At 39.4% G+C, this 26,300-nt stretch carries 25 protein-coding genes; 5 read left to right on the forward strand and 20 right to left on the reverse strand.

Annotated elements, in window-relative coordinates; all coding sequences use genetic code 11:
- Positions 1–16 precede the first annotated feature (16 nt).
- The 5 genes from ilvN to CD31_RS10205 all read right to left on the reverse strand — a co-directional run bounded on the left by ilvN (position 17) and on the right by CD31_RS10205 (position 7,307).
- Positions 17–532, reverse strand: coding sequence for an acetolactate synthase small subunit (gene ilvN, locus CD31_RS10185; RefSeq protein ID WP_016991907.1), 516 nt, complete (start codon positions 530–532; stop codon positions 17–19).
- Positions 529–2,295, reverse strand: coding sequence for a biosynthetic-type acetolactate synthase large subunit (ilvB, locus tag CD31_RS10190; RefSeq protein WP_036077356.1), 1,767 nt, complete (start codon positions 2,293–2,295; stop codon positions 529–531). Before ilvB ends, ilvN begins: the two co-directional genes overlap by 4 nt.
- Positions 2,296–2,780: 485 nt before the next feature.
- Positions 2,781–4,451: a dihydroxy-acid dehydratase gene (gene ilvD, locus CD31_RS10195; protein WP_036077358.1), complete on the reverse strand. Its 1,671-nt coding sequence runs from the start codon at positions 4,449–4,451 to the stop codon at positions 2,781–2,783.
- 370 nt (positions 4,452–4,821) lie between these two features.
- Positions 4,822–6,144, reverse strand: coding sequence for a D-arabinono-1,4-lactone oxidase (locus tag CD31_RS10200; RefSeq protein ID WP_036077360.1), 1,323 nt, complete (start codon positions 6,142–6,144; stop codon positions 4,822–4,824).
- On the reverse strand, positions 6,132–7,307 hold the full coding sequence (locus tag CD31_RS10205) for an amino acid deaminase/aldolase (RefSeq protein WP_036077362.1): 1,176 nt from the start codon (positions 7,305–7,307) through the stop codon (positions 6,132–6,134). The genes CD31_RS10200 and CD31_RS10205 overlap by 13 nt, the downstream gene beginning before the upstream one ends.
- Positions 7,308–8,110: 803 nt before the next feature.
- On the opposite strand from CD31_RS10205, the gene CD31_RS10215 reads away from it, so the two are divergent.
- Complete coding sequence (locus tag CD31_RS10215) at positions 8,111–8,368, forward strand: GlsB/YeaQ/YmgE family stress response membrane protein (RefSeq protein ID WP_004231402.1); 258 nt, start codon at positions 8,111–8,113, stop codon at positions 8,366–8,368.
- A 35-nt stretch (positions 8,369–8,403) separates the two neighbouring features.
- On the opposite strand, the gene CD31_RS10220 is transcribed toward CD31_RS10215, so the two are convergent.
- Positions 8,404–9,102: a lytic transglycosylase domain-containing protein gene (locus CD31_RS10220; protein WP_036077367.1), complete on the reverse strand. Its 699-nt coding sequence runs from the start codon at positions 9,100–9,102 to the stop codon at positions 8,404–8,406.
- A 205-nt stretch (positions 9,103–9,307) separates the two neighbouring features.
- Here CD31_RS10220 and mscL point away from each other — a divergent pair, with 205 nt between their 5' ends.
- The 3 genes from mscL (at position 9,308) to CD31_RS10235 (ending at position 13,271) form a co-directional block, all read left to right on the forward strand.
- Entirely contained in the window at positions 9,308–9,697 is a 390-nt protein-coding gene (gene mscL, locus CD31_RS10225) for a large conductance mechanosensitive channel protein MscL (protein ID WP_036077369.1), read from the forward strand.
- Between the two features lie 1,294 nt (positions 9,698–10,991).
- On the forward strand, positions 10,992–12,107 hold the full coding sequence (locus CD31_RS10230; RefSeq protein ID WP_036077465.1) for a methionine biosynthesis PLP-dependent protein: 1,116 nt from the start codon (positions 10,992–10,994) through the stop codon (positions 12,105–12,107).
- A gap of 3 nt (positions 12,108–12,110) precedes the next feature.
- Positions 12,111–13,271, forward strand: a complete 1,161-nt coding sequence (locus CD31_RS10235; RefSeq protein ID WP_036077371.1) for an aminotransferase class I/II-fold pyridoxal phosphate-dependent enzyme — start codon at positions 12,111–12,113, stop codon at positions 13,269–13,271.
- A gap of 52 nt (positions 13,272–13,323) precedes the next feature.
- Here the strand turns inward: CD31_RS10235 and CD31_RS10240 are convergent, their stop codons facing one another.
- Positions 13,324–13,752, reverse strand: coding sequence for an NUDIX hydrolase (locus tag CD31_RS10240; protein WP_036077373.1), 429 nt, complete (start codon positions 13,750–13,752; stop codon positions 13,324–13,326).
- A 69-nt stretch (positions 13,753–13,821) separates the two neighbouring features.
- Between CD31_RS10240 and CD31_RS10245 the strand changes: the two genes are divergently transcribed.
- Positions 13,822–14,313: a GNAT family N-acetyltransferase gene (locus CD31_RS10245; protein WP_036077375.1), complete on the forward strand. Its 492-nt coding sequence runs from the start codon at positions 13,822–13,824 to the stop codon at positions 14,311–14,313.
- A 30-nt stretch (positions 14,314–14,343) separates the two neighbouring features.
- Here CD31_RS10245 and CD31_RS10250 read toward each other — a convergent pair whose 3' ends face one another.
- The 13 genes from CD31_RS10250 to CD31_RS10305 form a co-directional block, all read right to left on the reverse strand.
- The gene (locus tag CD31_RS10250) at positions 14,344–14,682 is read right to left on the reverse strand and encodes a cupin domain-containing protein (RefSeq protein ID WP_036077377.1); all 339 of its coding nucleotides are present in this window, start codon (positions 14,680–14,682) and stop codon (positions 14,344–14,346) included.
- 20 nt (positions 14,683–14,702) lie between these two features.
- Positions 14,703–15,239 carry a hypothetical protein gene (locus tag CD31_RS10255; RefSeq protein ID WP_036077379.1) on the reverse strand — a complete coding sequence of 179 codons (537 nt, stop codon included), beginning with the start codon at positions 15,237–15,239 and terminating at the stop codon, positions 14,703–14,705.
- Between the two features lie 117 nt (positions 15,240–15,356).
- Positions 15,357–15,509 carry a YpzG family protein gene (locus CD31_RS22975; RefSeq protein WP_004231380.1) on the reverse strand — a complete coding sequence of 51 codons (153 nt, stop codon included), beginning with the start codon at positions 15,507–15,509 and terminating at the stop codon, positions 15,357–15,359.
- A gap of 105 nt (positions 15,510–15,614) precedes the next feature.
- Positions 15,615–16,790: an amidohydrolase gene (locus CD31_RS10260; RefSeq protein WP_036077381.1), complete on the reverse strand. Its 1,176-nt coding sequence runs from the start codon at positions 16,788–16,790 to the stop codon at positions 15,615–15,617.
- Positions 16,791–16,807: 17 nt separating this feature from the next.
- Positions 16,808–17,995 (reverse strand): hypothetical protein, encoded by a 1,188-nt coding sequence (locus tag CD31_RS10265; protein ID WP_016992880.1) that lies wholly within the window; start codon positions 17,993–17,995, stop codon positions 16,808–16,810.
- A gap of 224 nt (positions 17,996–18,219) precedes the next feature.
- Complete coding sequence (locus CD31_RS10270; protein WP_036077384.1) at positions 18,220–18,534, reverse strand: DUF3784 domain-containing protein; 315 nt, start codon at positions 18,532–18,534, stop codon at positions 18,220–18,222.
- A gap of 12 nt (positions 18,535–18,546) precedes the next feature.
- Complete coding sequence (locus CD31_RS10275; protein ID WP_036077385.1) at positions 18,547–19,830, reverse strand: alpha/beta hydrolase; 1,284 nt, start codon at positions 19,828–19,830, stop codon at positions 18,547–18,549.
- 13 nt (positions 19,831–19,843) lie between these two features.
- Positions 19,844–20,923 (reverse strand): DUF1648 domain-containing protein, encoded by a 1,080-nt coding sequence (locus tag CD31_RS10280; protein ID WP_016992882.1) that lies wholly within the window; start codon positions 20,921–20,923, stop codon positions 19,844–19,846.
- Positions 20,924–20,930: 7 nt separating this feature from the next.
- Positions 20,931–21,308: a GntR family transcriptional regulator gene (locus CD31_RS10285; protein ID WP_016992883.1), complete on the reverse strand. Its 378-nt coding sequence runs from the start codon at positions 21,306–21,308 to the stop codon at positions 20,931–20,933.
- Positions 21,309–21,924: 616 nt separating this feature from the next.
- On the reverse strand, positions 21,925–22,302 hold the full coding sequence (locus CD31_RS10290; RefSeq protein WP_036077386.1) for a carboxymuconolactone decarboxylase family protein: 378 nt from the start codon (positions 22,300–22,302) through the stop codon (positions 21,925–21,927).
- A 203-nt stretch (positions 22,303–22,505) separates the two neighbouring features.
- On the reverse strand, positions 22,506–23,885 hold the full coding sequence (gene argH, locus CD31_RS10295; protein WP_016992885.1) for an argininosuccinate lyase: 1,380 nt from the start codon (positions 23,883–23,885) through the stop codon (positions 22,506–22,508).
- Between the two features lie 81 nt (positions 23,886–23,966).
- The gene (locus CD31_RS10300; protein WP_004231366.1) at positions 23,967–25,160 is read right to left on the reverse strand and encodes an argininosuccinate synthase; all 1,194 of its coding nucleotides are present in this window, start codon (positions 25,158–25,160) and stop codon (positions 23,967–23,969) included.
- Positions 25,161–25,443: 283 nt separating this feature from the next.
- Positions 25,444–26,253: a CPBP family intramembrane glutamic endopeptidase gene (locus CD31_RS10305; RefSeq protein WP_036077387.1), complete on the reverse strand. Its 810-nt coding sequence runs from the start codon at positions 26,251–26,253 to the stop codon at positions 25,444–25,446.
- Between the last annotated feature and the right edge of the window lie 47 nt (positions 26,254–26,300).

Raw genomic sequence — 26,300 nt, forward strand, 5'->3', positions numbered from 1 at the left:
CATTTTTATATGCAAACTATTTTAAAATAGAGAGCTGCGGGTTTGAGACTTTTTGTGTTTCACGAACGGAGGCAGTTGCCCCTGTACGTGTAAGTTCTTTAATGCCATATGGTCGAATGAGTTCGATAAAGGCATCAATCTTCTCTGGATGTCCTACTACTTGATACGTCACAACATTTTTGGCTGTATCAATAATTTGGGCGCGGAACGGTTCAACAATTGAATTCATTTCCAAGCGTAAATTTGGTGGGGAAATCACCTTTACTAGTGCTAGCTCTCGCAGAACAATCGATTTATCGGTAATGTCATTGACCTTTAACACATCAATTTGCTTGGATAACTGTTTCACTAGCTGCTCAATTTTGCGTTCGTCCTCTATGTTGACAACGAAGGTCATCTTTGAAAAATTCGGTTGCTCCGTATGACCTACTGTAATCGATTCAATATTGAACTGACGCTTCATCAATAAACCTGTCAAACGGTTTAATACACCACTTTGGTTAATCACGGTTACGGTAATTACTCGCTTCAATTCTTTTTCACCCCAATCATTTCATGTAAGCCTGTGCCAGGTGCTACCATTGGGTAAACACATTCAAGCTGTTTCACTCGACAGTCAATTAATACTGGCTCATCAGACAGCAGTGCCTCACGGAAAATAGCCTCTGCTTCATCGATTGTGTTAATACGATAGCCTTTAATGTTATAAGCATCCGCTAACTTAACAAAATCTGGTTGGATCGGCATAAGTGATGATGAATAGCGCTCTTCATAGAATGTTTGTTGCCATTGACGCACCATACCTAGACAGCTATTATTCAAAATCACTATTTTTACTGGTAAGTTAAATTCCTGTAGGATGGATAGCTCCTGTGCCGTCATTTGGAATCCTGCATCTCCTACAATCGAAATAACTTTTTTGTCTGGCTTCGCAAATTGGGCGCCAATTGCGGCCGGGAAGCCGAAGCCCATCGTACCAAGTCCACCAGACGTTACCCATGCATGATCATTATTTAAATGATAATATTGCGCTGCCCACATTTGATGCTGCCCAACATCTGTCGTCACAATGGCATTCCCTTCAGTAATCTTGTGCACTAATTGCAATGCCTCTTGTGGTAGGATTTCTTGCGTATTTGTATCCTTGCAATACCATAATGGATATTCCATCGCATGATTCCTTAAATAAGCTAACCAATCAGCTGTATCAGGACCTTGGAAATCCTTTTTCAACAGTGCTTTTAAAGCCTCCTTGGCATCAGCAACAATTGGAATATCTGTCGGTACATTTTTGCCAATTTCAGCAGGATCAATATCGATATGGATAATCGTTGCATTTGGTGCAAATGTAGCTAAATTACCTGTTAGACGATCATCAAATCGTGCTCCAATATTGAGTAATAAATCCGATTTTGTGATCGCTGTATTTGCTGTAGCTGTACCATGCATCCCAGCCATTCCAAGGAATAAGTCATGTTCACCATGGATGGAGCCCAATCCTAGCAATGTGTTCGTTACTGGAATACGATATTTCTCTGCGAAAGTCGTTAATTCCTCACGTGCATCCGCAAAAAGAACACCTGCACCTGCTAAGATGATTGGGTTTTTTGCCAATGAAATGGCTTGAATCGCCTTTTGGACTTGTAGATAATTTGGTTTATATGTTGGCTGATAGCCTGGTAAATAAATTTCATCAGGTGCTTGCGGTGGATTCTCTACATCAAACAACATTTGAGAAACGTTTTTTGGGAAATCCACGACAACTGGTCCCTTACGACCTGTGCTAGCGATATGGAAAGCTTCCTTCACAATACGAGGAATATCATTGACATCCTGCACCTGATAGTTGTGCTTTGTAATTGGTGTTGTAATCCCCATAATATCGGCTTCTTGGAAAGCATCTGTTCCGATCACAGATGTCGCAACCTGTCCTGTAAAAACAACCAATGGAATAGAGTCGATCATGGCATCCGCAATACCTGTTACAAGGTTTGTTGCACCAGGTCCACTTGTGGCAATAACAACGCCTGTTTTACCTGAAACACGAGCATAGCCTTCCGCCGCATGAATCGCACCCTGTTCATGTCTTGTTAAAATATGACGAATTGGGTTTTTATACATCGCATCGTAAATTTGTAATACCGCTCCTCCTGGATAGCCAAAGACGATTTCAACACCTTGATCGTGCAATGCCTGCACTAATACATCTGCACCGTCCTTCGCTTGATAGGTTTGGTCAGCTGTTGCTGTTGGAGCTAATTGTTCTTGTTCATTGATTGAAACTTTCGCACTCATCAAATTTTGCCTCCTTCATTTCTTTCAAACTCACACATCAGTGTTGTAGATTAGTGAAGTGTCAATAGCTGGATTGACTATTCCTCTCATCCTTTTCGTTGAGAGGCTGTTCAATTGCATTGTGAAAATAATAAAAAGCCTTTTTCTCCACACGCAAAGAACTACCTTACGTAGGGATGAAAAAGACTTTCCATGGTACCACCCTTTTTTATAGCAAATAATTGCTACCTCGCGAATAAATGACTGCATTTATGCACCAATGCGAAAGACATCGCATCCAATATAGTGTCATAAAACATTTATTCATTAATAACGAGCACTTTCGATTATGCCCGGAGCTATCTAATGGTGTAAACACGTTTAATAGCCCACTCCGAGGGGATGTCGGATCTAGTTGTATCGCCGGCTTCCAGCACGACCGGCTCTCTGGTAGATACAAGGCTCTAGAACCTTTAACCTCATCAACGTTTTTATTTATCTAGTTGTTAAATTTTCATTACGCCGCCAGTGGAAGCGCTCGTCACTAATTTTGAATATCTTGCTAACCAACCACGTTTGATTTTTGGCTCAAAGACTGGTAATTTTGCACGACGTTCAGCTAAAACTTCATCTGAAACTTGTAAATTAATCGTACGATTTGGTAGATCAATTTCGATAATATCTCCGTTTTCTACTAAAGCGATTGGACCGCCTTCAGCAGCTTCTGGTGAAATATGGCCAATTGAAATACCACGAGATGCCCCTGAGAAACGACCATCTGTAATTAATGCAACCTTTGTACCAAGGCCTCGACCTTGAATGGCAGATGTTGGTGCAAGCATTTCTGGCATCCCTGGGCCACCCTTAGGTCCTTCATAGCGAATGACGACTACATGGCCCTCTTTCACCGTTCCATTATCAATGTTTTCCTGCGCTGCTTCTTGTGAATCAAAGACGATTGCCTCGCCCTTGAATACTTTAATAGAAGGATCAACTGCCCCTACTTTAATAACAGAGCCATCAGGTGCGATGTTACCGAATAAAACCGATAATCCACCTACAGCACTATATGGATTGTCTTTTGTTCGAATGACTTGATCATTCGTGATGTGATAATCTTTGACAAGCTCACCCATTGTAACGCCTGCTACGGTTGGACGGTCTGGATGAATAGCACCTGGAATAGATGTTAATTCATTGATAATGGCACTAACTCCACCCGCTTTATTAATATCATCCATTGAAATATCTGAAGCAGGCATGATTTTGGCTAAATAAGGCACTCTTTCTGCTACTTTATTAATATCTTCAATGTTGTAATCTATCTCGGCTTCATTGGCAATTGCTAATGTATGGAGAACTGTATTTGTGGAGCCCCCCATTGCCATATCAAGAGCAAAAGCATCATCAATTGCCTCTTTTGTAATAATATCGCGAGGTTTAATATCTTCCTTGACCATGCGGATTAATTGTTTAGCTGCTTCTTTAATCAGCTTGTGACGCTCTTCAGAAGTGGCAACGATTGTACCATTTCCTGGTAAAGCAACACCGAGCATTTCCATTAAGCAGTTCATTGAGTTTGCTGTAAACATCCCTGAACATGAGCCACATGTTGGACAAGCATTATTCTCAATATCCAGCAGCTCTTCCGCAGACATTTTTCCTGATTTGTGTGCTCCTACACCTTCAAACACAGATGTTAAGGAAAGCTGTTTCCCTGCTGCAGAAGTTCCCGCCTCCATTGGACCACCTGAAACAAAGATAGATGGTACATTCGTACGAACTGCTGCCATAAGCATTCCGGGTGTAATTTTGTCACAGTTTGGAATATAAAATACGCCATCAAACCAATGTGCATTAATAACTGTCTCAGCTGAGTCTGCTATAATTTCACGACTTGGTAAGGAATAACGCATACCTATATGCCCCATTGCAATACCATCATCGACGCCAATTGTATTAAATTCGAATGGAATACCACCCGCTTCAATAATAGCTTCTTTCACTACATCAGCGAACGTACGTAAATGAACGTGACCTGGTATTATGTCGATATAAGAGTTACAAACCCCAATAAATGGTTTGCCTAGATCTTTTGCTTTTACTTTGCCTGTTGCATATAAAAGACTTCGATGTGGCGCTCGATCTACGCCTACTTTAATCATGTCACTTCTCATTTTAAACGCCCCTCATTGCTATCCATACTATGTTCGTCGCTATAGACAAAATGTTCTGTCTTTTTAATTTTTGTTTATAGAGTAACAGTCTCTTAGATGATAACTGCTGTAACGAACGTGTTAAATTGTTGTTATCATAGTACGAAAAAAAGGTCTCGTCAACAGTATTTTTTGAATTGTTTAAACAATTCAAAAAATCTGTCAAAATTGAAATCGTTTACATGCTGATTAAGCATCAGTTTTATCTCGCTTTGATAAAAATTTTGACATTTCGTTCAAATTTTAATTTTTTAATAATAAACAAAAATGAGTGAATAAATATCTGCCATATATTTGAATAAGCTAAATCACAGAATAAGAGAGATAACGCTTACAATAGAAACAATTTTTTTAAGTATCCTGTAAAAAATACTTGTTCAGGATCATATTGGTGTCGAATGCTTAAAAACTTCTCAACCTCTGGATACAACGCATGAACCATTTGCGCTGTTAAATGATGTTGTTTTCCCCAGTGAGGACGACCTTCATATTTTTGCATCAATGTATGCACCCATTTAAAATAAGGCTCTTCTGCCATTCCCTTATACATATGAAAGGCGATAAAAGCCGACTCACGCCCTTGTGTTGGACTTAAAAAACCTGCTTCACCTGCAGTTGTTCGACACTCTAAAGGAAAATGAACATTAAAAGTGCCTTTTTTAAAGGTTGCATGGATTTCCTCTAAACAAGCTTCAAAATGGGGTAAAGGGATGGCATATTCACTCTCTTGGAACTTCACGCTTCGAGGTGAAGGATAAATTTCATAGCTTATCCCTACTTTTTCACTTTCTACCACATTGGCAGCCGCTATCTTGCTCATAGCACCACTTAAACGTGGTTTCCATTTACAAAGCTCTGACATCGCAAAGAAGGCCCCATTTTCTACTATTTGTAGCTTTAACGTTTCTATTCTTTTATTCCATTCACTTTGAAAGACAGGCGCGACTGCATTCATCCGTTTTACTTGAATTGTTTCACTACCAGGGAAATAAAACCACTCCACATGACGATGCTGACGAATATCCTCGGCAAATAGCGAGAGACCATTTGTCAACGTTTCTCTTGCCCCAATATAATGCAAACCATATAGTGGCATGACCTTAATCGTTACTTTGACAAGAACACCAAGCATTCCTAGAGATACGTGCAGCGCTTCAGATAAATCATCCATCCCTCTCCTATATTCCTGATAAGTCCCAGTGCCGTCTACAAACCCCCATGCCTCGACAGCTGACGAAAGAGAACCAAGTGTAACCCCTGTGCCATGTGTGCCAGTTGACACTGCACCTGCAATGGTTTGTTCCTGAATATCGCCCATATTGATTAACGCAAAGCCGTGTTTCGCTAGCATTGGTCCAATTTCATATAGGTAGGTCCCCGCCCATAATGTTGCCTCCTGTCTTTCCTCATTCACAGCGATTAATCCACGCAGATTATGTAAGGAAATAGCTATATGCTCAGGCATAGCTACAGCGCTAAAAGAATGTGCAGCACCTGTGACACGGATTGTCTTTCCTGATTGGCATGCATGCATCACAATTGCTGAAACTTCATCAATAGAGTGTGGTAAATACATTTCACTCGGATAGGAAATGACATTACCAGCCCAATTTGTCCACTTTTCACCATTCCGCCAATTTTCTATAGAAAACATTGTCCATCCCCCCTATATGTTGTGTAAGGGCCAGCATACTTGTCCCCACGAATAGCATGCAGTACCTGAAAACGCTCACAAAGCTCTCCAGCCTTTGCATGTCGAAAATAAATGGTATCGCCAATATGGATACTTTTCCCTTTGACCTTAATTGGTGTTTGCACCTCTCCTGCGCCTTCTAGGCTAAGATATGCAAAAGTGGTAGGGTCATAGAATACAGGCAAACGATCCATCCCAATGGCTCCAGAAGCCGTATAGCCTCCCCCATGACAAACAACGATATTTTTTTCAGGCATTCTTGTTACACGTAAGGCAAATCCAGCAGCCTTTTCTAGCTGTAAATGTGTAAATTGATCGAACAATGCTGGCGCATAAAAAGCCGAGCCAACTGTCATTTCCGTTACTTCCTTTTGTTGATTGGTGTATGTCATACTTCCTGACCCACCGCCATTAACAAAGCGCAGATTTGGAAAATAAGCCTTGATATGGGCGATTGCTAATCGACGAAATTGTGTTACTTGCTTTTTGGCTTGTACCTGCATGGCTTCTATGACTCTACCTTTTAAAGCATTCGCTGGACGATTGCCAACACCTGCTATTTGAGCCTCATAGCCCATCGCTCCTACCACTTCAATCGAAGGAGTGTTTTGAATGGTTTTTAAAAAAGGTGTCAACGTTTCAAGAGAAGACAATGAAGAACGTTTTGTTCCAAAATACAATACTTTAAAATCATTCGAAACATTAATATCAATACAAACCTGTACACGTACACCAATCTCTTGTCCTAATTTTGCCAATAGTTCGATATGCTCTGGCCGATCTACCATAAAGGTGACGATTTTTCCTTCTTTCACAAAATGCAACAATTGACGAATTGGTGCTTCCTCCATTACTGGATAGCCAAGCAATAAATCATCAAACTGCTGCTCTAATAAAAAAAGGGTTTCTGCTGCAGTGAATGTCATAAACCCAACAACATTCTCAAGCTTTTTCTGGATATAACGAAGGACTTCAACAGAACGAATCGATTTTGTTGCAATACGAATTTGTTTTCCACCACAGGCCTCTTGAACCATTTGTATATTTTTATCTAGTGCATCTAGGTCCAACCATGCAAATGGCCTTTCCAAATCACAAAATGCTTGATCCAATCTTGTCGTCATTTAATCACTCCCTTGTCTGTACTATGTATTTGACATTTAACAGAATAATTCCTTTTTTAATCACTTGAGCAAAATAAAACAACCGTGAGCCTGTTATTCAATAAGACTACACGGTTGTTTTAATATGGGATAAACATTTCATTCACCTTTCTATTTAATTGGTTACGATGCGTATAAAAAATCAGCTGCAAGATTTAGCATCACTAATAAATGCAAACCCGCAATTAAAAAGCCTTGACGATTTAAACGTTTCATAACAGCCATATTCATATGACCACGCTCCTTTTCTACATTATAATCCCTTTATACAGAATTTTCAAACTATTAAAAAGTGGAAATTTACCCATTTTTCTTTTTCGCAAAAAAAAATTTCACCCTCAGAAATATGTGACTGCACGGGGGATTGAAATTCTGCTTCAACAAATAGTGGACTTTTTTATGAATGAAAAGATGATTGTAGTAAATAATTTAGTTAAATGGCTAATTATTTTATTGCTGATGGAGATTGGGCATTGCAAGCATTTCTGGTACGAATTAAATGCATGAACATACTATAGAAGTAAGCGATAATTGGTCTATGTACAAAATAGAAGTAATTGTAGTTAATGTGGACATTTTCACAGTAATTTATGCAGTTGGATTAGCTATAAAGTGAGGACAGCAAAAGAGCCTGCATTCACTTGTCTACAGTCTCATTTACAACATGTAATAATTACTAAACAACATCACAGTGTTTAATCTACTCCATTCAGGGTATAACTAAGTAATCGCCATTATATCTTAAATTTAAGGAGATGAAAGTAATGATTAGTTTCATTTGGTATTTAATTATCGGAGGAATTCTTGGATGGTTAGCTGGCGTCATTTTAGGTAAAGATGTACCTGGTGGCATCATCGGGAATATTATTGCAGGGATTGTCGGTTCTTGGATTGGTAGTATGGTTTTAGGGAACTGGGGCTGGAGAGTAAGTGATTTCTATGTGTTCCCAGCACTAATCGGTGCCATCGTGTTGATCTTTATCGTCAGCCTTATTTTAAAAGGTATGCGTAAAGCAACTTAAATATGTAATGAAGAGCCATCCATTGTGATGGCTCTTTATTTTTTTTCATTTAAAAGAACTGCTGCTTGGAGTTCATCGTGAAAATCATTATATAATTGGTAGTAATATAACACATCATCTACATATTTCTTGCTATGGTTGTATTGATAAACAGCTTTCTTAATATCCCCTGTCGCAGCACCGTATTTAGATAAGTAATTCGCAGCACTAAATACTGCATCCTCAATATCATAGGGGTCGGCTATGCCATCGCCATTTGCGTCAACGCCATATCCTCCGTATTTAGCAATTGTCTCAGGACTCATCAATTCAGTTTTCGTTATGCTTCCTTTTCCTAAACCTGAGCATGTGGGATGCTGCCAGCCAACGAATGTACAGGGCATGAATTGCATATGCCCCTCTGCCCCCGCAGATGATACCATTGATTTTACCGTAGAAAACCGCGTTTCAATACGATGATGCGCAGCAAGTAATGTCCATGGTACACCATATTTTTCTTCTGCAGCTACATAAACGGGAATGTATTGCTCAGGAATATTCATATCGAAGTGCTGTTGAATCTCCTCGATTGCCTTTTGCTGTACAAGCTTTTCAAAAATCGGTAATGTTTGAAGCTCCTTCCACGCAAAAAATGTGAGAACATACACGGTAATTGCAATGGGAATCAATAATGCTATCATACCCAATTTTGTCGCGGGTGATAACATGGGTTTCTTATTCTTTTTCTTAGCCATACGTCACACCTAATCTAGTATTCTTTTTCTATATTACCAAATTTTCCGTAATATACAGTAGATCTTTTCAATTTTGAAAGATTGAAGTCATCCTCTTAGAAGAAACACATCATTTCCACCATGAAAGCAGTTGAAAGGTTTGGTAAAAATATAGTAAAATACAGATTGATTCATTTATTTGGATAATAATAGGGAGGAATTTATTTTGTGGAAAGACTTTAAAGAATTTGCGATGAAAGGCAATATTGTCGATCTAGCAGTAGCAGTAGTTATTGGTGGTGCTTTCGGTAAAATTGTTACCTCCTTAGTAGAAAATATCATCATGCCATTGGTCGGTGTTTTAACGGGTGGTATTGATTTAACAAAGAGTTTTGTTTTTGGCTCAGGTGAAGCCCAAATCAATTTTGGTGTATTTCTACAATCCATCATTGATTTTTTAATTATAGCATTTGCCATTTTTATGGCCTTACGAATTATGACGAAGCTCACACGTAAAAAAGAAGAGGCAGTCGTGGAAGAACCAACACCTGAACTCGATGCCAAAGAAGAGCTTCTCAAAGAAATTCGCGACTTGCTTAAAAAAGAACAAGCCTAACCTATTGTTAAAGCATCTGTCTCTCATCTGAAGGAGACAGATGTTTTTATTTTGTTTCGTTCTATGCGCTGCTTCAGAACCTATCCCTCACTTTGGCTGCTCTATCCGCTACTTTTCATGTTCTATCCGCTAGTTCAGAACCTATCCCTCACTTTGCCTGCTCTATCCATCACTTTTCATGTTGTATCCGCTGCTTTTCACGTTTTAACCGCTACTTCAGAACCTATCCCTCACTTTGCCTGCTCTATCCATCACTTTTTACGTTCTATCCGCTGCTTTTCACGTTTTAACCGCTACTTCAGAACCTATCCCTCACTTTGCCTGCTCTATCCATCACCCTTCACGTTGTATCCGCTACTTTTCGCGTTTTAACCGCTACTTCAGAACCTATCCCTCACTTTGCCTGCTCTATCCATCACTTTTCACGTTCTATCCGCTGCTTTTCACGTTTTAACCGCTACTTCAGAACCTATCCCTCACTTTGCCTGCTCTATCCATCACTTTTTACGTTCTATCCGCTGCTTTTCACGTTTTAACCGCTACTTCAGAACCTATCCCTCACTTTGCCTGCTCTATCCATCACCCTTCACGTTGTATCCGCTACTTTTCGCGTTTTAACCGCTACTTCAGAACCTATCCCTCACTTTGCCTGCTCTATCCATCACTTTTCACGTTCTATCCGCTGCTTTTCACGTTATAACCGCTACTTTAGAACCTATCCCTCACTTTGCCTGCTCTATCCATCACTTTTCACGTTGTATCCGCTACTTTTTACGTTTTAACCGCTACTTTAGAACCTATCCCTCACTTTGCCTGCTCTATCCATCACTTTTCACGTTGTATCCGCTACTTTTCATGTTCTATCCGCTAGTTCAGAACCTATCCATCACTTTTCACGTTGTATCCGCTACTTTTCACGTTTTAACCGCTACTTTAGAATCTATCCCTCACTTTGCCTGCTCTATCCATCACTTTTCACGTTCTATCCGCTACTTTTCATGTTTTAACCTCTACTTTCTATCTTGTATCCGCTAACTAGAAACTATCCTCCACTTCTTCTAGCTCTATTTGAAACTGCTCATTCTTGCTAAGATCACTCCATTAGAAAATAACAGGAAGTAAATTAATCTCCTACTATTCCTAGGTGATTAACTTTAAATAATCTAGCTAATTTTCAGAAATCAACTTGTTCTTCTTTAGTATCCATGTTAAATTGGTAACAATTATTGAGAATACTATTAAATTGAAAGCAAAATTAGTTGCTTTTAATAATATTGAAGAAAAGAGTGACGTCATGACATTAAACAGAAGTATTGAAACAAAGCTTGTACAACTTGGTAATTTAAGTGACCCAGCAACAGGAGCTGTGAGCCCGCCCATTCATTTATCGACTGCTTATAAACATACTGGGATTGGTGAATCTACAGGTTTTGACTATACACGTACAAAAAATCCAACACGTGCTCTTTTAGAAGCAGGAATTGCTGATTTAGAGGGTGGCGATATGGGCTTTGCCTGTAGTTCCGGGATGGCTGCCATTCAATTGGTGTTATCCCTATTTAAACCAGGCGATGAATTAGTCGTGCCAGATGATTTATACGGCGGTACATATAGACTATTTAATTTCTTCCAAGATACTTATAATATCAAACCTGTTTATTCTAAATTTGAATCGGTTGAACAGGTAGAGACATTAATGAATGAAAATACACGTGCAATATTTATTGAAACACCAACAAATCCACTTATGCAGGAATTTGATTTACAAGTGTATGCGGAGTTAGCACATAAGCATGGGGCATGGCTAATTGTGGATAATACATTTTATACGCCATACTTCCAACGCCCTATTGAATTAGGCGCAGATATTGTGCTTCATTCTGCAACGAAGTATATTGGTGGTCATAATGATGTTTTAGCTGGGCTAGTGGTTGCTAAAGGCACAGAATTAGCCGAACGCATTGGCTTTATTCATAATGGCAGTGGTATGGTGCTAGGAGCTATGGATTCATGGTTACTTATTCGCGGTTTAAAAACAATGCATCTTCGTCTAAAACAACATGATGCCAATGCGAAGGCGATTGCTGCTTACTTAGAGGAAGAAGAGTTAGTGACAGATGTCCTTTATACTGGAAAAGGTGGCATGCTGTCATTCCGCTTGCAAAAACCTGAGTGGATTGACCCATTCCTTCGTAACTTAAAGTTAATTACTTTTGCAGAAAGTCTTGGCGGTGTCGAAAGCTTTATTACGTATCCTGCTACACAAACACATGCAGATATGCCGTATGAAGAGCGTGTGGAGCGTGGCGTTTGTGATCGTTTATTACGCTTCTCTGTTGGCATTGAGGAAGCTGAAGATTTAATTGCAGACTTACGACAAGTGTTTGATATCCTAAGAAAAGAGGCGTAATTGATGAAGCAACGTATTGAAACAAGCCTCATTCACGCAGGTGTTCGTGATGGCTATGGTAATAAAAAAGGGGCTGTTAACGTCCCGATGTATCTGTCCTCTACCTTCCATCAAGAAAGTATAGATGAATTTGGAGAATATGATTATGCTCGTTCAGGCAACCCTACAAGAGATGCGTTAGAAAAAGCTGTAGCAGAGCTTGAGGGTGGCGTTCGTGCCCATGCATTTTCATCTGGTATCGCTGCCGTGTCAGCAGCGTTAATGCTGTTATCGCAGGGAGATCATATCGTCATGACTGAGGATGTTTATGGTGGAACCTATCGTTTTGTCACAAAGGTGTTGCCTCGCTTTGGGATTTCCCATACATTTGTAGATTTTACGGATCTACAAGCTGTAGAAGCGGCAATTACGCCTGCTACAAAACTACTTTATATGGAAACACCATCAAATCCAACATTAGGTATTACAGATATTCGTGGTGTAGTGGCGCTTGCCAAGCAACACCACTGCCTTACATTCTTGGATAATACCTTTATGACACCGTTACATCAACGCCCACTAGAACTTGGTGTGGATGTCGTTATTCATAGTGCAACGAAATTTTTATCTGGACACTCTGATATTATTGCTGGCTTAACGGTTACTGCAGATGAGAAGCTTGGACAGGATCTCTACTTTATCCAAAATTCATTCGGTAATATTTTAGGTGTGCAGGATTCATTTACACTTCTCCAAAACATTAAAACAACAGATGTACGTTTTAGTCGTTCTGCTGAATCTGCACAAAAAATTGCTGCCTATTTAGCTAGCAATCCACTAGTTGAGCAGGTCTACTATCCAGGACTTGCTTCACACCCTGGCTACGCTATTCATCAGCGTCAAAGCACGAGTCCTGGGGCTGTTTTATCCTTCCGACTACCAAGCTATGCTGCTGCAAAAGCATTGGTTGAGGCGATGACAATTCCAGTATTTGCGGTCTCTCTTGGAGGAGTAGAATCTATTCTGTCTTACCCTGCAAAAATGAGTCACGCTGCTATGGAGCCTGAGGAGCGTGCTAAACGTGGCATCACTGATGGCCTTCTACGTTTTTCTGTAGGACTTGAACATGTGGATGATTTAATTGCTGATTTTGCACAAGCCCTAGAGATTGCTGCCAAGGCTTAGTTGAATCAACATAAAAACCGCGTCAACTAGACGCGGTTTAATTGTGATAGGTTCAATTTTTCACCTTTGCTAACAATCGGTATAAATAATCCCCATGCCCCTTTGCTAGCAAGGCATCTTGCTCAGCTGAAATCCAATAGAACGAAAAGAGTAAATCCCCTTCGTTTAAGCCAGTTGGATGATGCTGCCATGTATTTCGTGTTTCATCGGATGTTAAATGATAAAAATACCGTTTCTGTAAAACACCTGATGGATGATTAAAATAGTCCTGTGCTATTAACGCTTGAACGACAAGTGTGGTTAGACCTGTTTCTTCTAGCATTTCACGTTTCACAGCATCTAAAGGTGTCTCCCCTTCCTCTACCGTACCTTTGGGCACCTGGATACCTGCCCCAACTGAATTCTGTTCAAATACGAGTACCTGTAATTGATCCTCATGCGTTCTCGTGATATAGCCAAATGCTTTTTCAACTACTTGCATGAAAGTGACCCCCTTTGAATGATTAAATGTTACAATAAAGAAAAAAATTGGAATAGCAGGTGAAAAGTGTTGACACTTATTATACGACAGATGCAAGAAAATGACATTACTTTTGTACAAGAAATTGCTAGAATAAGCTGGCACTATACATATGAGGGAATCATTCCTCATGACATTCAAGATCGTTTTATACAACAAGCCTATAGTCGAGAACGTTTAATCGAACGTCTTATCAATAGTCCCTTTCTTGTTGCAATTTTTGATGAAAAGCTAGTAGGCTTTGCTAATTTTTCAAATGTAACACAAGGTGAGGCGGAGCTATATGCGATTTATTTACATCCTGATATGCATGGTAAGGGCATTGGTACTGCACTCTTACAGGAAGGCTTACGTATGCTCCCAAATCTATCGTCTTTATTTGTTTGTGTAGAGAAAGAAAATAAACTTGGTATGCATTTTTATCAAGCAAAGGGATTTGTATCGATAGAAGAATTTGATGAACAATTTGATGGTCATCTACTTAAGACAGTTAAATGGGTGAAGCAATACGAAAAAGTGTAACGGTTCTTGCAACTACCGTTACACTTTTATTTATGTAAGATTTATCTGCTCCGCTTGGATAACAAGTGCTGTTAGGCCAGTTATACTACCAGATTCATGTGCCTGTCCTTGTTGCCATAGCACGCCTTGCCCTGTTTTTAGCGTGATTTTTTCAGCATCTACACCACTAATCCATCCTTCTCCATTAATAACGATAAAGAGCTGTGGAACGGGGGCTTCATGCATACCAACCACTCCACCTGGCTCAATATAGATGAAACCGATCGTCGTAGGCATTTCCGTTTTCGTGATTTTTCTATAAAATGTATCGACGGATTTGTATTGATGTATTGGATTTGCTAAATCTTGTGTAAATTGTATGATTTGCATTTCGCGAAAATCCTTTCCTATTAGGCTAGCTCTTCTTCAGCAAATGCTAAAAGTGTTCCATCTTCTTTTTTGAAATAAAAAGCAAATGCATCATAGCCATTTCTTTTAATCGTTTCCCAGTTAGCGGTTTCTCCATTTATGAGCCGTACATTTTCTTGTTCATCTACCTCATAGTCGTCTATTTCTTCGTCATAGTCGATATTATAGAAAAATGATAATACCACTTCTGTTACAGGCAGAATATATTTCTCCAGTGTACGGTTGTCATGATGTGCCTCGGTATACGCCTCACAAAATAGCGCATTATAACCATGTAGCGTGGCATCAAAGAGCAAAATTTCCTCCGCTGTTAAAGGATCTTTGGCAACGATTTTAGCGGTTGAGCCTGTAATAAAAGGCATTTCCTCTCCTTCAATCATTAGCAAATCACCGTGATACCAAATTTCAAATTGTTTATTGCCTGCGCTAGATTGGAGCTGAAACTGTGATTCAACGCCATCTATAAACTGCACGTTTTCTGCAAATGGCTGTAGATAAATTGGAATAGGCGTAATCATAGCATTCCTCTCCTTTTCTGTTAGAAATTACTTATATTATACATCTTTCTCATTTTACTCATAAAGAAAAACCCAGAATTTTTTCTGGGCTTGATGACACTTACTTTTCTAGCATGATTAAAACTGACGGGCCTTTGCTTCACTTCGCAAGAGACGGTTATGGAGGGTAATCTCCGTTTCACCATTTACTTGCGATTTTGATCGCTTAATCCTTGACCAGTTGCGGTGGATTTTTTGAGATTTGGGGTCTAGTTGTTCGAACCTACTCATTTTTCATCCTCCTCATCATTATAGATTTCATAAGTGAAATCTTCTTTATTATGACCAGCTAAGGTGAATTTATACTAATTTCCTAAGAAGCTTGTCCACTTCTCTTTATTTGTTTTCGCTTAACCAAGTTAACGCATATTGTACATATAATTCGGCTCCAACGCGCAAACCATCTTCATCGATATTAAAATGGCCGTTATGATGTGCCCAGCGTGTATCCTTTTCTGTATTGCCTGAGCCTACTAGGGCAAAGCAGCCAGGGACTTCATCTAAGTAAAAGCTAAAGTCTTCTCCACCCATTGTCGGATCATCAACATGATAAGCTTCTGCGCCAAAATGTTCAGCTGCAAGGCGCTCGACTAAGCTGGCACTCGTCACATCATTGTTGACGGCTTGTGTACCATATTCATAAACAACCTCTGCTGTGCCACCATAAAGTGACGCAATCTGCTCAGCATAATGACGGATTTGCGCTTCGATATGTGAACGAACCTCTTTATCGAAGCAACGCACTGTCCCTTCTAAAATGGCATCTTCCGCAATTACATTAAAGCGTGTACCAACCTCCATTTTTCCAATTGTAAGAACGGCGGGTCGAAGTGGATTGACTGTACGTGCCACAACTGTTTGAACATTCAAAGCAAACGTTGAAGCAATCATCACGGCATCAATGGCATCATGTGGTACTGCGGCATGCCCGCCCTGCCCTTTAAAGCGCACTTTGAAAATATCGGCAGAGGCAAAGGCAGGACCTTTATTGCACTGAATTTTCCCTGTGTCAATTTGTGACCAAATATGAATACCAAAGACGTTATCTACACCTTTCATTGCTCCTTGCTCTACCATCGCTTTTGCGCCTGTAGCTACTTCTTCAGCTGGCTGGAAAATAAATCGAACTGTTCCCTCAATTTCTTCTTGTACCGTATGTAAAGTCTTAGCTGCAATCAGCAACATGGCCGTATGTGCATCATGACCACAGGCATGCATCTTACCATCCGTTTTAGAGCGATACGGGATATCTTCTCGTATTTCATAAACTGACAATGCATCCATATCCGCACGTAAGGCAACGGTTTTTCCTTCCTTGCCCCCTTTTAACTCCGCAATAATGCCTGTTGGCTCTGTTCGTCTATACGGAATACCAAGGTTCTCTAAATACGCTGCTACATAATTCGTTGTTTCATACTCTTCCCAAGAAAGCTCTGGCTCGCTGTGCAATTTTTGACGAATCGTCACAAGCTCACTATTTAATTCTGCAATAATTTCTTTCATTTTATTCATGCTGACTCTCTCCTTCTTTATAGCCAATTGACAAAAATACCTGCTAGTATAACAGATGTTATCGTTACACTAATGAAACCTCCCACAAGCATCGGTGGCAACATATGACTTAACAGCATATCTCGTTCTTTTTGATCGATTGTGGACGATTTTACTACTTCATTCGTTAATATATAATCTGCCGGGAACCCATAGAGCGCTGTTAAGGATACAGCAAATGCTAAATTTGGGCTGACCTTTAAAACTTTCCCTGCGATGAAAGAGAAAATATACATACCAATGACCGCTAAGACAATTGACACAACTAATGGCACGATAATACGCATCAGCATTTCAGGGGATGCCTGTTTTAAGCCATCGAATATAAAGAGCATTAAGCCCATAATGGCAAAGCCGAAGCCATTTGCTTTTTGCAATGGTTGTCTTTCTAAAAAACCAAATGTCGATGCAAGCACACCAAACACTAGGCATAGCACTAATGCATTGACTGTCACTACAGGTGCTAATGCTGTAGATGTACCATACGCTAATAATCCAACAAGCGCTAAACGGAAAAATTTAAAGTATTCTGTATTGTACTTAGCAGGAATTTTCCTAAATAATTTCGGTTGCTCAGATGACTGTTCATTATCTTCCTCTACCTCTGTTACCGATTGTAAATTCCCCTGATGGTGTTCCTTTAATAAACGTTTTGCTTCACGCTTCAATACAATGGACGTGATGGGGTATCCTGCAAAACCTTGAATGACGTAAATCACAATGGCAAAGACGGCTAAATCCTCTAAGCCAGCCGCAGAAGCGCCTTCTGACATCACTAGCGCTGCCACAACACCACCGACTAATGGTGGAACTGCCACAATCATCGTTTTTAAATCAAATAGCAAGGCGCCAATTGTAAATAATATGGCGATGATGCCTACAATACCAGCTAAAGAAATAACAATGGCTTTCCACTGGTTTTTCAATTCCTTAAGGGACAGAAGTGTACCCATGTTCGTAATTAGTAAATACATTAACATCGTGGCAACGACTGGACCAATCCCGGCAATACTCACAATATCTTTCGGGAAGAATGTCCAATAGCCGATTAAAAATAATACCGCACAGACGAACACAGATGGAATCCACGCCTTCGTTCTTGTTGCTACAATATCTCCGATGTAAAGAATAGCAAGTACTATCGTCAGTGCTAACATTTGCGACATATCAAAGAATTCTCCTAACTTAGTAATTTTTTAATGTCATCTATAATAATACTAATTATTCTTAAAATTCTATTTTTACAGAAAAGAAGAAAAACAATGTAAGAACGAGCATATTCGCGACACTAAAATTACGGTTTTCCAAATATTTAGATTTTAAAGAATTTTCATAAAGCGCTTTCAAAAAAATAGAACCATTATAAAATGGTTCTACTTTGTCTTACATGCTATTTTTTGAAACGATTACCTGTATTCGCATAGATCAATAAAAAAAGCGTGAGTGCGACAAAAAGCACAAGACCAACGTGAAATAACCATTGTGTATGGAATAATTCGTCTAGAATCCATAAAAGGACACAAAAACAGTAGCCATACATCATTTTTCCCATAAATCTTGCCAATGCCTTTTCATCATATTGTTCTTTATCTTCCTGTGCCATTGTATTAAAGCCTGCAAGTAGAAAAGCTCCTTTACCTTGCGATAGAACAATGGCGAAGATGAGAAACGGCAGCATGATAATTAAATAGACAATAACTCCCAAGGTTTAATCATCCTACTTTTCATTTTTAATAAATTGCTCAATTGCTGGTAATAATTCTTCATGCAGTGGCAGCGAAGGGTCTGCATAGGTTGCTAAGTTTTCTGCACGATCTGCTGGTGCCTTTTTCAATACGTGATTCATACCCTCTAGATAAAGTATTTTTGCCTCTTTTTTGCCTTTCTTCAATGCCTCGGCATCGGCTTCCTTCACTTGTAAATCTGTTGTTCCTTGTAACAGTAATACACGTCCTTTTACTTTGGCTAGCTCATCAGCAGGTTGATACTTTAGCAAGGAAATCAGGAAAGGCTGTACAGATGGACGGAAAAGGGCTTGTAGCTCTGGCGAAATGTTTTTCACTTGCTCCCCTTGCTTTAAAGCTGTCAAAATATTCGTGGATTCGTTGAAAAGCTTTGGTGCTAATTGACCCTTTAATTGCTCTAAAAGCACTTCATCCAATGGTCTACCTGCACCGGCAATGGAGACAAAGGATGCTACGCCTGTCTTTTGAGCCGCTAGCAAACCAATGAGTGAGCCTTCACTATGTCCAATCACATGGACACTTGTGTAGGCTTTATCAGCCATCAATGTTTGGATAATTTGCACAGCATCATCAACATATTGGTCAAACGTTCCATCCTCTTCCTTTGTTAAGAGCGCTTGATTATCTCCAAGTCCTCGCTTATCATAACGCACCGTCGCAATGCCCTGTTGTGCTAAACCTTCTGCTAACATTTTCAAGCTATTATTTTTTCCAGCTAAAGCGGAATTACCGTCTTTATCCGTTGGCCCCGATCCTGCTATTATCAGTGCCACTGGTGATGGGGATGGAGAAGCCTTTTGTACAGCTACCGTTAAATTGCCATTTTGAACGGGAATCTTTAATGTGTCATAGGTAACAGGTTGCTCTTTATAAGCCTTTAGTATTAAAGGATATTTTCCACCATTTTGTTGAAATGTAGCCTCTATTTGTTCATTTTTGATTGTGCCATTAATGGCAATAGCAGAACCGTTTAAATTAATGGCCACTTTTACTTTATCACCTGTATACGTCACACTTTGGAATGGAAAATTAGATAAGCCCTGTGCTGGCACGGATAATGTACCACTTTCCTTCTTTAAATCGATCATAATCGGTAATGGTCCATTTGGCGTTTCAATAGTTCCTTCCCATTTTCCAATAAACTGTTCATTCATTGCATTTGTCCCCTTTGTTCCTTGATGTTGAGCAGTGACCTCTTTTTGCCCACAGGCAGCTAAAAGTAAAATTGTACAGCAAATCAATAACCATTTTTTCATCCAATCTTCCTTTCTATATGAAAATCACCAATAAAATTGGCAGTAAAGTAATAGCAATTAAGATATAGCACCATTTGTTCGCAAAATTAACAGTCCAACCGATCCCGAACTTTTTAGGCACTAATAAGGATGGATCATTTTTATTGCAATAAAAAACACCCCATTTCCAGTATTGATCATCTGTTACAGCTGTTTCATTTGTATGTACCTCATCAAAACGTTCATTACTTTTACTGAGCTTCCAAATGAACACTAGTAAACCACCCAACGTAACGACATTAAAGACAAGAAAAAGTGGGAAAAAGTAAGGAGCCGTTTGATCTTGTAAAATAACGGTTGTATAGTGTAAAACAACAAATAGAATTGTCATACTAAAATTAATGGCAGCCAGATACCAGCTTCCGTATTTACGCTGAGTTAACTCCCGATGGATGGATGCTTCTTTGGCCTGTGCACTTAATTGGATTTTGGCACTTTTCATGCCTTGATTCATCATGAAAAAACTAATTTGAATTGCCAATAATATAAGCGGCATACTGATGACTGAGAGCCGTGATTTTTGAGTCCAACCATCGACCTCTCCAGCTCCATTCCAATGTGTCGCAAAAACATCTGGGATTGACTCATAGTTCATGAACGTAAAAGCGATTAATGCAAGTGTGATGATGATGGGTACGCTAAAAAATATAGGTGACAATGTTTCTTCATTTTGGCGGATCGATAAATCTGTCACATATACTGCTTTAATTTGTGCCTCCCACTGCTCCTGCACCTTTAATTTTTTAGTTTTGACATGATAACTCATGTAAAGTCCTGACGATAAAAGGAGCATGACATACAATAGGATAAAGGATATTAAAGACGCCTTTTCCTCTTGTATAGGTGAAAGATAGAGAGTTATTTGACCTACTAAAAATAAGCCTGCAATCCCTGCGATGACTTGGCTATAATGCTTCTTCCACAGCTTTAATTGTGGATGTTTGACATAAGGTTCTGGGATGGAAACACCAAAGACAATCGTTTTTCTTGTTAAATGCGGTGTCATCGTTTCCAAAATCCCGACAATGATAAAGATGCCTAAGATTATAAGCATACTACCCCTACTTCCATTGTTTTAAAATTCGCTGGAACAAACTTGTCATTTGCTCTTTTTCGAGCCCTCGCGCAAAAGCCTCCGCCATAATAGGCTTCAAGGCATTTTCGACTTTTTCAACCTCCGTTTCTTCCAGCTCTCTCTTTTGACCACCAATAATGACCGCTTTTGCTTTCGGCTTTAATTCAATTAAGCCCTTCTCTTCAAGTTCATGATAACTCTTACTGACCGTGCTAACATTAATACCTAAATCCGTAGCCATCGCACGCACAGACGGTAAAGTATCACCATTTTTCAGCTCGCCACTTGCAATGCATTCAATTATTTGATTAGCCAATTGTTTATATAGCTGCAATTCACTGTTTGGATCTAATTGTATTTGCATAATAACCCTCCAATCTGTATTGCTTATAACCAAACAGAAATCTGTTACGTATAGAGTAATACAGATTTTCTGTAATGTCAAATGAAGGAATTTTTTATGGTGTTGAGTAGAGTTTTTTTCACAATAAGAGCGGGAGCCTTCCCTTAGTAGTGCTTTGAACTTCATTTAGAGCGGGTTCTCCTCCCCTAGGAGCACTTTGAACTCCATTTAGAGCGGATCCCCCTTCCTTAGGAGCGCTTTAATCTTCATTTAGAGCGGGTTCTCCTTCCTTAGGAGCGCTTTGAACTTCATTTAGAGCGGATCTTGTGAACTATAGAATAAGAAACAAAAAGGACCCAGAATAATTCTGGATCCATGGACACTTATTGCTTCTATTTGATTTTAACTGATATGGTTTACGCTTCTTCTTAATCTATAGCAAAACAGAATGTTCTGTTTCACCTTTAGGCTTAAGATTTAAAAAGCTTCAACCTTCAACAGTTGTGGCGGACTTTCCTGAGATTCTTGGTCTTTGGGTGTTTGACTATTACTACTCATTCTGCATCCTCCCCATCAGATTAGATTAATAAGTGGTTCCTCTCTTATTATGAGCCATTCCCTATTTTTTATACATGCTTCAGCTTTTTTCTGTAAAGACTTGTTGGGCTATCGTTAAAGCATTTTGCACTCTTGGAAAACCGATGTAGGGTACTAATTGTAAAAGTGCCTCGACCACTTCTGTCTGTGTCAAGCCTGCATGTAATCCACGCTGAATATGCGTTTTGGTTTGTGGTGCAGCACCTTGTGTAACAACTGCTGTGATCACGACGAGGGCTCGACTCTTTGCATCCAGCCCAGGCCGTGAATAGACATCACCGTAAGCAAATTCAATAATCATTTTGCGTAAATCGGGTGCTATATCGGCTAATGCATCGGATTCAATCATCCGTGCTGCTTCTTCCTCTGTCACATATTGTTTAATTGCTTCGAGCCCCTTTGTAAAACGTTCATTCATTTCTTCATCCCTCCTACATTTACTTATACAAAAACCCCAATTCCGCGTCTCCAGAATTGGGGATTGTCCTTCACATATGTAAGGTTCTCTTCTTCACGTCACCCTCTGGCTCAGTTGAAAAAGGATAAAGGTTTTCATAGTGCCTCACAGGACAGCTTTAATGAATATCTATGCAAAAAGTCACAAGGACATGCACGCAATAATTAAATGGCTACAAGACAGGCTTTCGCTTTCTCAATTTGGATTTTTACTTGTTCAAAGCCAGTACCACCTAAGGAGTGGCGGCGGCGAACAGCCGCTTCTGGCGCTAGTACATCATAAATATCCGCTTCAATTAACGCACTTTCTTGCTGCATTTCTTCCAATGGTAAGTCTAATAAATATATGCCCTTTTGAATACATGTAAAGACAAGCTTACCAGTCACCTCATGTGCCTCACGGAATGGCATCCCCTTTGTAGCAAGGTAATCTGCTAACTCCGTTGCATTTGAAAAATCAGCGTGAACAGCCTGATGTAAACGTTCCGTGTTGACAGTCATTGTACGAACCATACCTTCAAAGATTTTAAGTGAACCAAGAATCGTATGAACAGTGTCGAACATGCCCTCTTTGTCCTCCTGCATATCTTTGTTATACGTTAATGGTGTACCCTTTAATACCGTTAATAAGCCCATTAGATTCCCATATACACGCCCTGTTTTACCACGAATAAGCTCTGCCATATCCGGGTTTTTCTTTTGTGGCATTATCGACGAACCTGTAGAAAAGGCATCATCCAATTCGATAAATTTAAATTCATCTGTAGACCAGATAATAATCTCCTCAGCAAAGCGTGATAAATGTGCCATAAGTAAGGAGGAATGACTTAAAAATTCCACGATAAAATCACGATCACTTACAGCATCCATGGAGTTTGCATAAACCTCGCTAAACCCTAATAGCTCTGCTGATTTTAAACGGTCAATCGGGAAAGTTGTCCCTGCCATTGCCCCAGCACCTAAAGGTAAAATATCAATACGTTTTATGGATTCTGTAAAGCGTTGTTTATCACGCTCTAGCATCCAAAAATAAGCCATTAGATGGTGTGCGAAGGATATTGGCTGTGCACGTTGTAGATGCGTATAACCTGGTGCAATCGTTTCAATATGCTCTTGTGCTTTGTCTAATAGCGTTTGCTGGAACGTCACAATTAAATCAATTGCTTCCTGCACCCGCTTTTTCAAGAAAAGATGCATATCCGTTGCTACCTGGTCATTTCGGCTACGTCCTGTATGGAGTTTGCCACCGACAGGACCTATTAAATCAATTAACATCTTTTCTAAATTTAAGTGTATATCTTCATTGGCAACGCTAAATTCAAGCTCACCTGCGATTGCCTTATCTTTTAATTGGGCAAGACCACCTAGAATGGCCTCTACATCAGCTGCTGGTAAAATGCCTGTTGCACCAAGCATTGTGACATGTGCAACACTACCTTCAAGGTCCTCTAGCACAAGTTGCTGGTCAAAGCCAATGGATGCGCCAAATTCGTCTACCCATGCTTCTGCTGATTTTTGGAAACGTCCACCCCAAAGTTTTGTCATGTCAGCTCACCTTTTCCTCGATTACTTATTAAAAGGTGTAGTATAAGCACAAATGCCTCACCACACCTTGCTTGTTCAACATTACTTTTTATTTACAGATGAGTTCACTACAGTTGGTAGACCCCATAACTCGATAAAGCCTACAGCGGAAGCGTGATTGAATTGATCTTCCTTCGAGTATGTTGCTAGCTTTTCACTGTATAATGAATTTGGAGATTTACGTCCTTCTACAATCGCATGTCCTTTAAATAGTTTCACACGTACTGTACCATTCACATATTGTTGTGTTTGCGCAAGAAATGCTTCAAGAGCATCACGTAATGGTGAGAACCATAGACCGTCGTAAATTAATTCAGATAGTTTTTTCTCAATTACTGGCTTGAAGTGGGCTAATTCTTTTACAAGCGTTAAGTCTTCAAGCTCTTTATGCGCTGTTAACAGCACTTTTGCACCTGGAATTTCATAAACCTCACGAGATTTAATACCAACTAAACGATTTTCAACGTGATCGATACGTCCCACACCATGAGCACCTGCTACTGCATTTAATTCTTGAATTAAATCAGCAAGCTTCATTTCTTTTCCGTTTAATGCTACTGGTTTACCAGCTACAAACTCGATTTCCACATACTCTGCTTCATTCGGTGCATTTTCAACTGAAACAGTTAAGCCATAAGCTTCTTCTGGTGGCGACACCCATGGATCTTCCATGATGCCAGCCTCATTCGCACGACCCCATAGGTTTTGGTCGATTGAGAATGGTGAATCCAATGTTGCAGGAATCGGTACATTATGCTTCATTGCATATTCGATTTCCTCATCACGGCTCCAGCCCCACTCACGTACTGGTGCTAATACCTCTAAATCTGGATTTAATGCTTTAATTGATACTTCAAAACGAACTTGGTCATTCCCTTTACCTGTGCAACCATGCGCAACAGCATCTGCACCTACTTGATTAGCAATCTCTACTAATTTTTTCGAGATAAGCGGACGGGAAAGTGCTGATACTAATGGATACTTTTGCTCGTACCAAGTATGTGCCTGTAAAGAAATTAATGCATACCCTTCAGCAAATTCGTCTTTCGCATCCACCATATATGATTCAATCGCTCCTACTTGAAGAGCTTTATTTTTTACGAATTCAAGATCTTTTCCTTCGCCAACGTCAAGACATACTGCAATTACGTCCCAACCTTGCTCTTTTAACCAAGGAATTGCTACCGAAGTATCAAGTCCACCTGAATAAGCTAATACCACTTTTTTATTTGCCATTAAAAATGCGCCTCCATTGCTCTATCGATATGTATGTTTATACATTCATTTAAAAGTTTATACACGAATAGTATCATGTTATAAAAATAAATACAAGTGTATTTTTATAAATTCATAGACTTTTATTTTTATTGTCAAAAGTAAGTCGTTCCTTGTATAAGGTTGACAAGAAATCCATGGCAATTCACGCGAAAAAACGTTTTTTTACTATCTATATAAATGTATACAATATAAATTTAGCAACGGACGAAAAAAAGAATCCATTATACAAACTGGATTCTTTCTAGCTATTTGGCTGATGTATCCTATACAATACTTTTTTAGGATTAATCAAAATAAGTAGTACGGCCACCGCCGAATATAAAATGGCATTATACATAATTAAATCAATTAGGTTTCCATTGATGGAGCCGATAAAAAAATTAAAGAGCTGATGAATAATAATAGGAATCATTAAATTTTGATTGATCGTATAAAATACTGTCATGATGATGGTCGTAGCTATAATCGTTAACATAAAGAAGAAGCTATATTTGATCAAATCCATTCCTATAAACCCTGTTGTAAACCATATCGGTAAATGCCACATTCCCCACCAAAAGCCTATGATAATAGAAGCTATTAATGGAGAGTACTTCTTTTGAAGCTCCAGCAGTGCAAAGCCCCTCCATCCTAACTCCTCACCTAGTGGTCCTGACAAAAGCGTTTTAATAAAATAAAAGCTCAGCATGCCCCATGAGGACAGCGTAAAAATGGAGGTTTCTTCATAATTATTCTTGATATGAAACAAAATCACGATAAAGATAGCTGTTTGTATCATCACGATTAAAACAATTACTGAAAATGACAGTTTGTTTTTGAATTTTTGTTTGACAAAGTATATAAAACGTTGCTCAGGATAGATTCTTGGAAAAAGTAGCGCAAAGGCAAAGGTGGATGACCAAGCCGATAGACAGCGTACGATATCAAATAGCCAAGTCGGATAGCCTAATAGCTTGACGGCTCCTACAACACAGAAAAGTGGCCAAAAAATGATATTGGTTAAAACAATAAAGCTTGCTACGGGTTTTTTTAATTTCTTTTTTCTAGGCAAGTAGATCCCCCATTTCATCTGAATATCTTCAGCATAAACCTAGGGGT

It is taken from the genome of Lysinibacillus boronitolerans JCM 21713 = 10a = NBRC 103108 (genome assembly GCF_000772935.1).
GTDB classification, from domain to species: Bacteria; Bacillota; Bacilli; order Bacillales_A; family Planococcaceae; genus Lysinibacillus; species Lysinibacillus boronitolerans.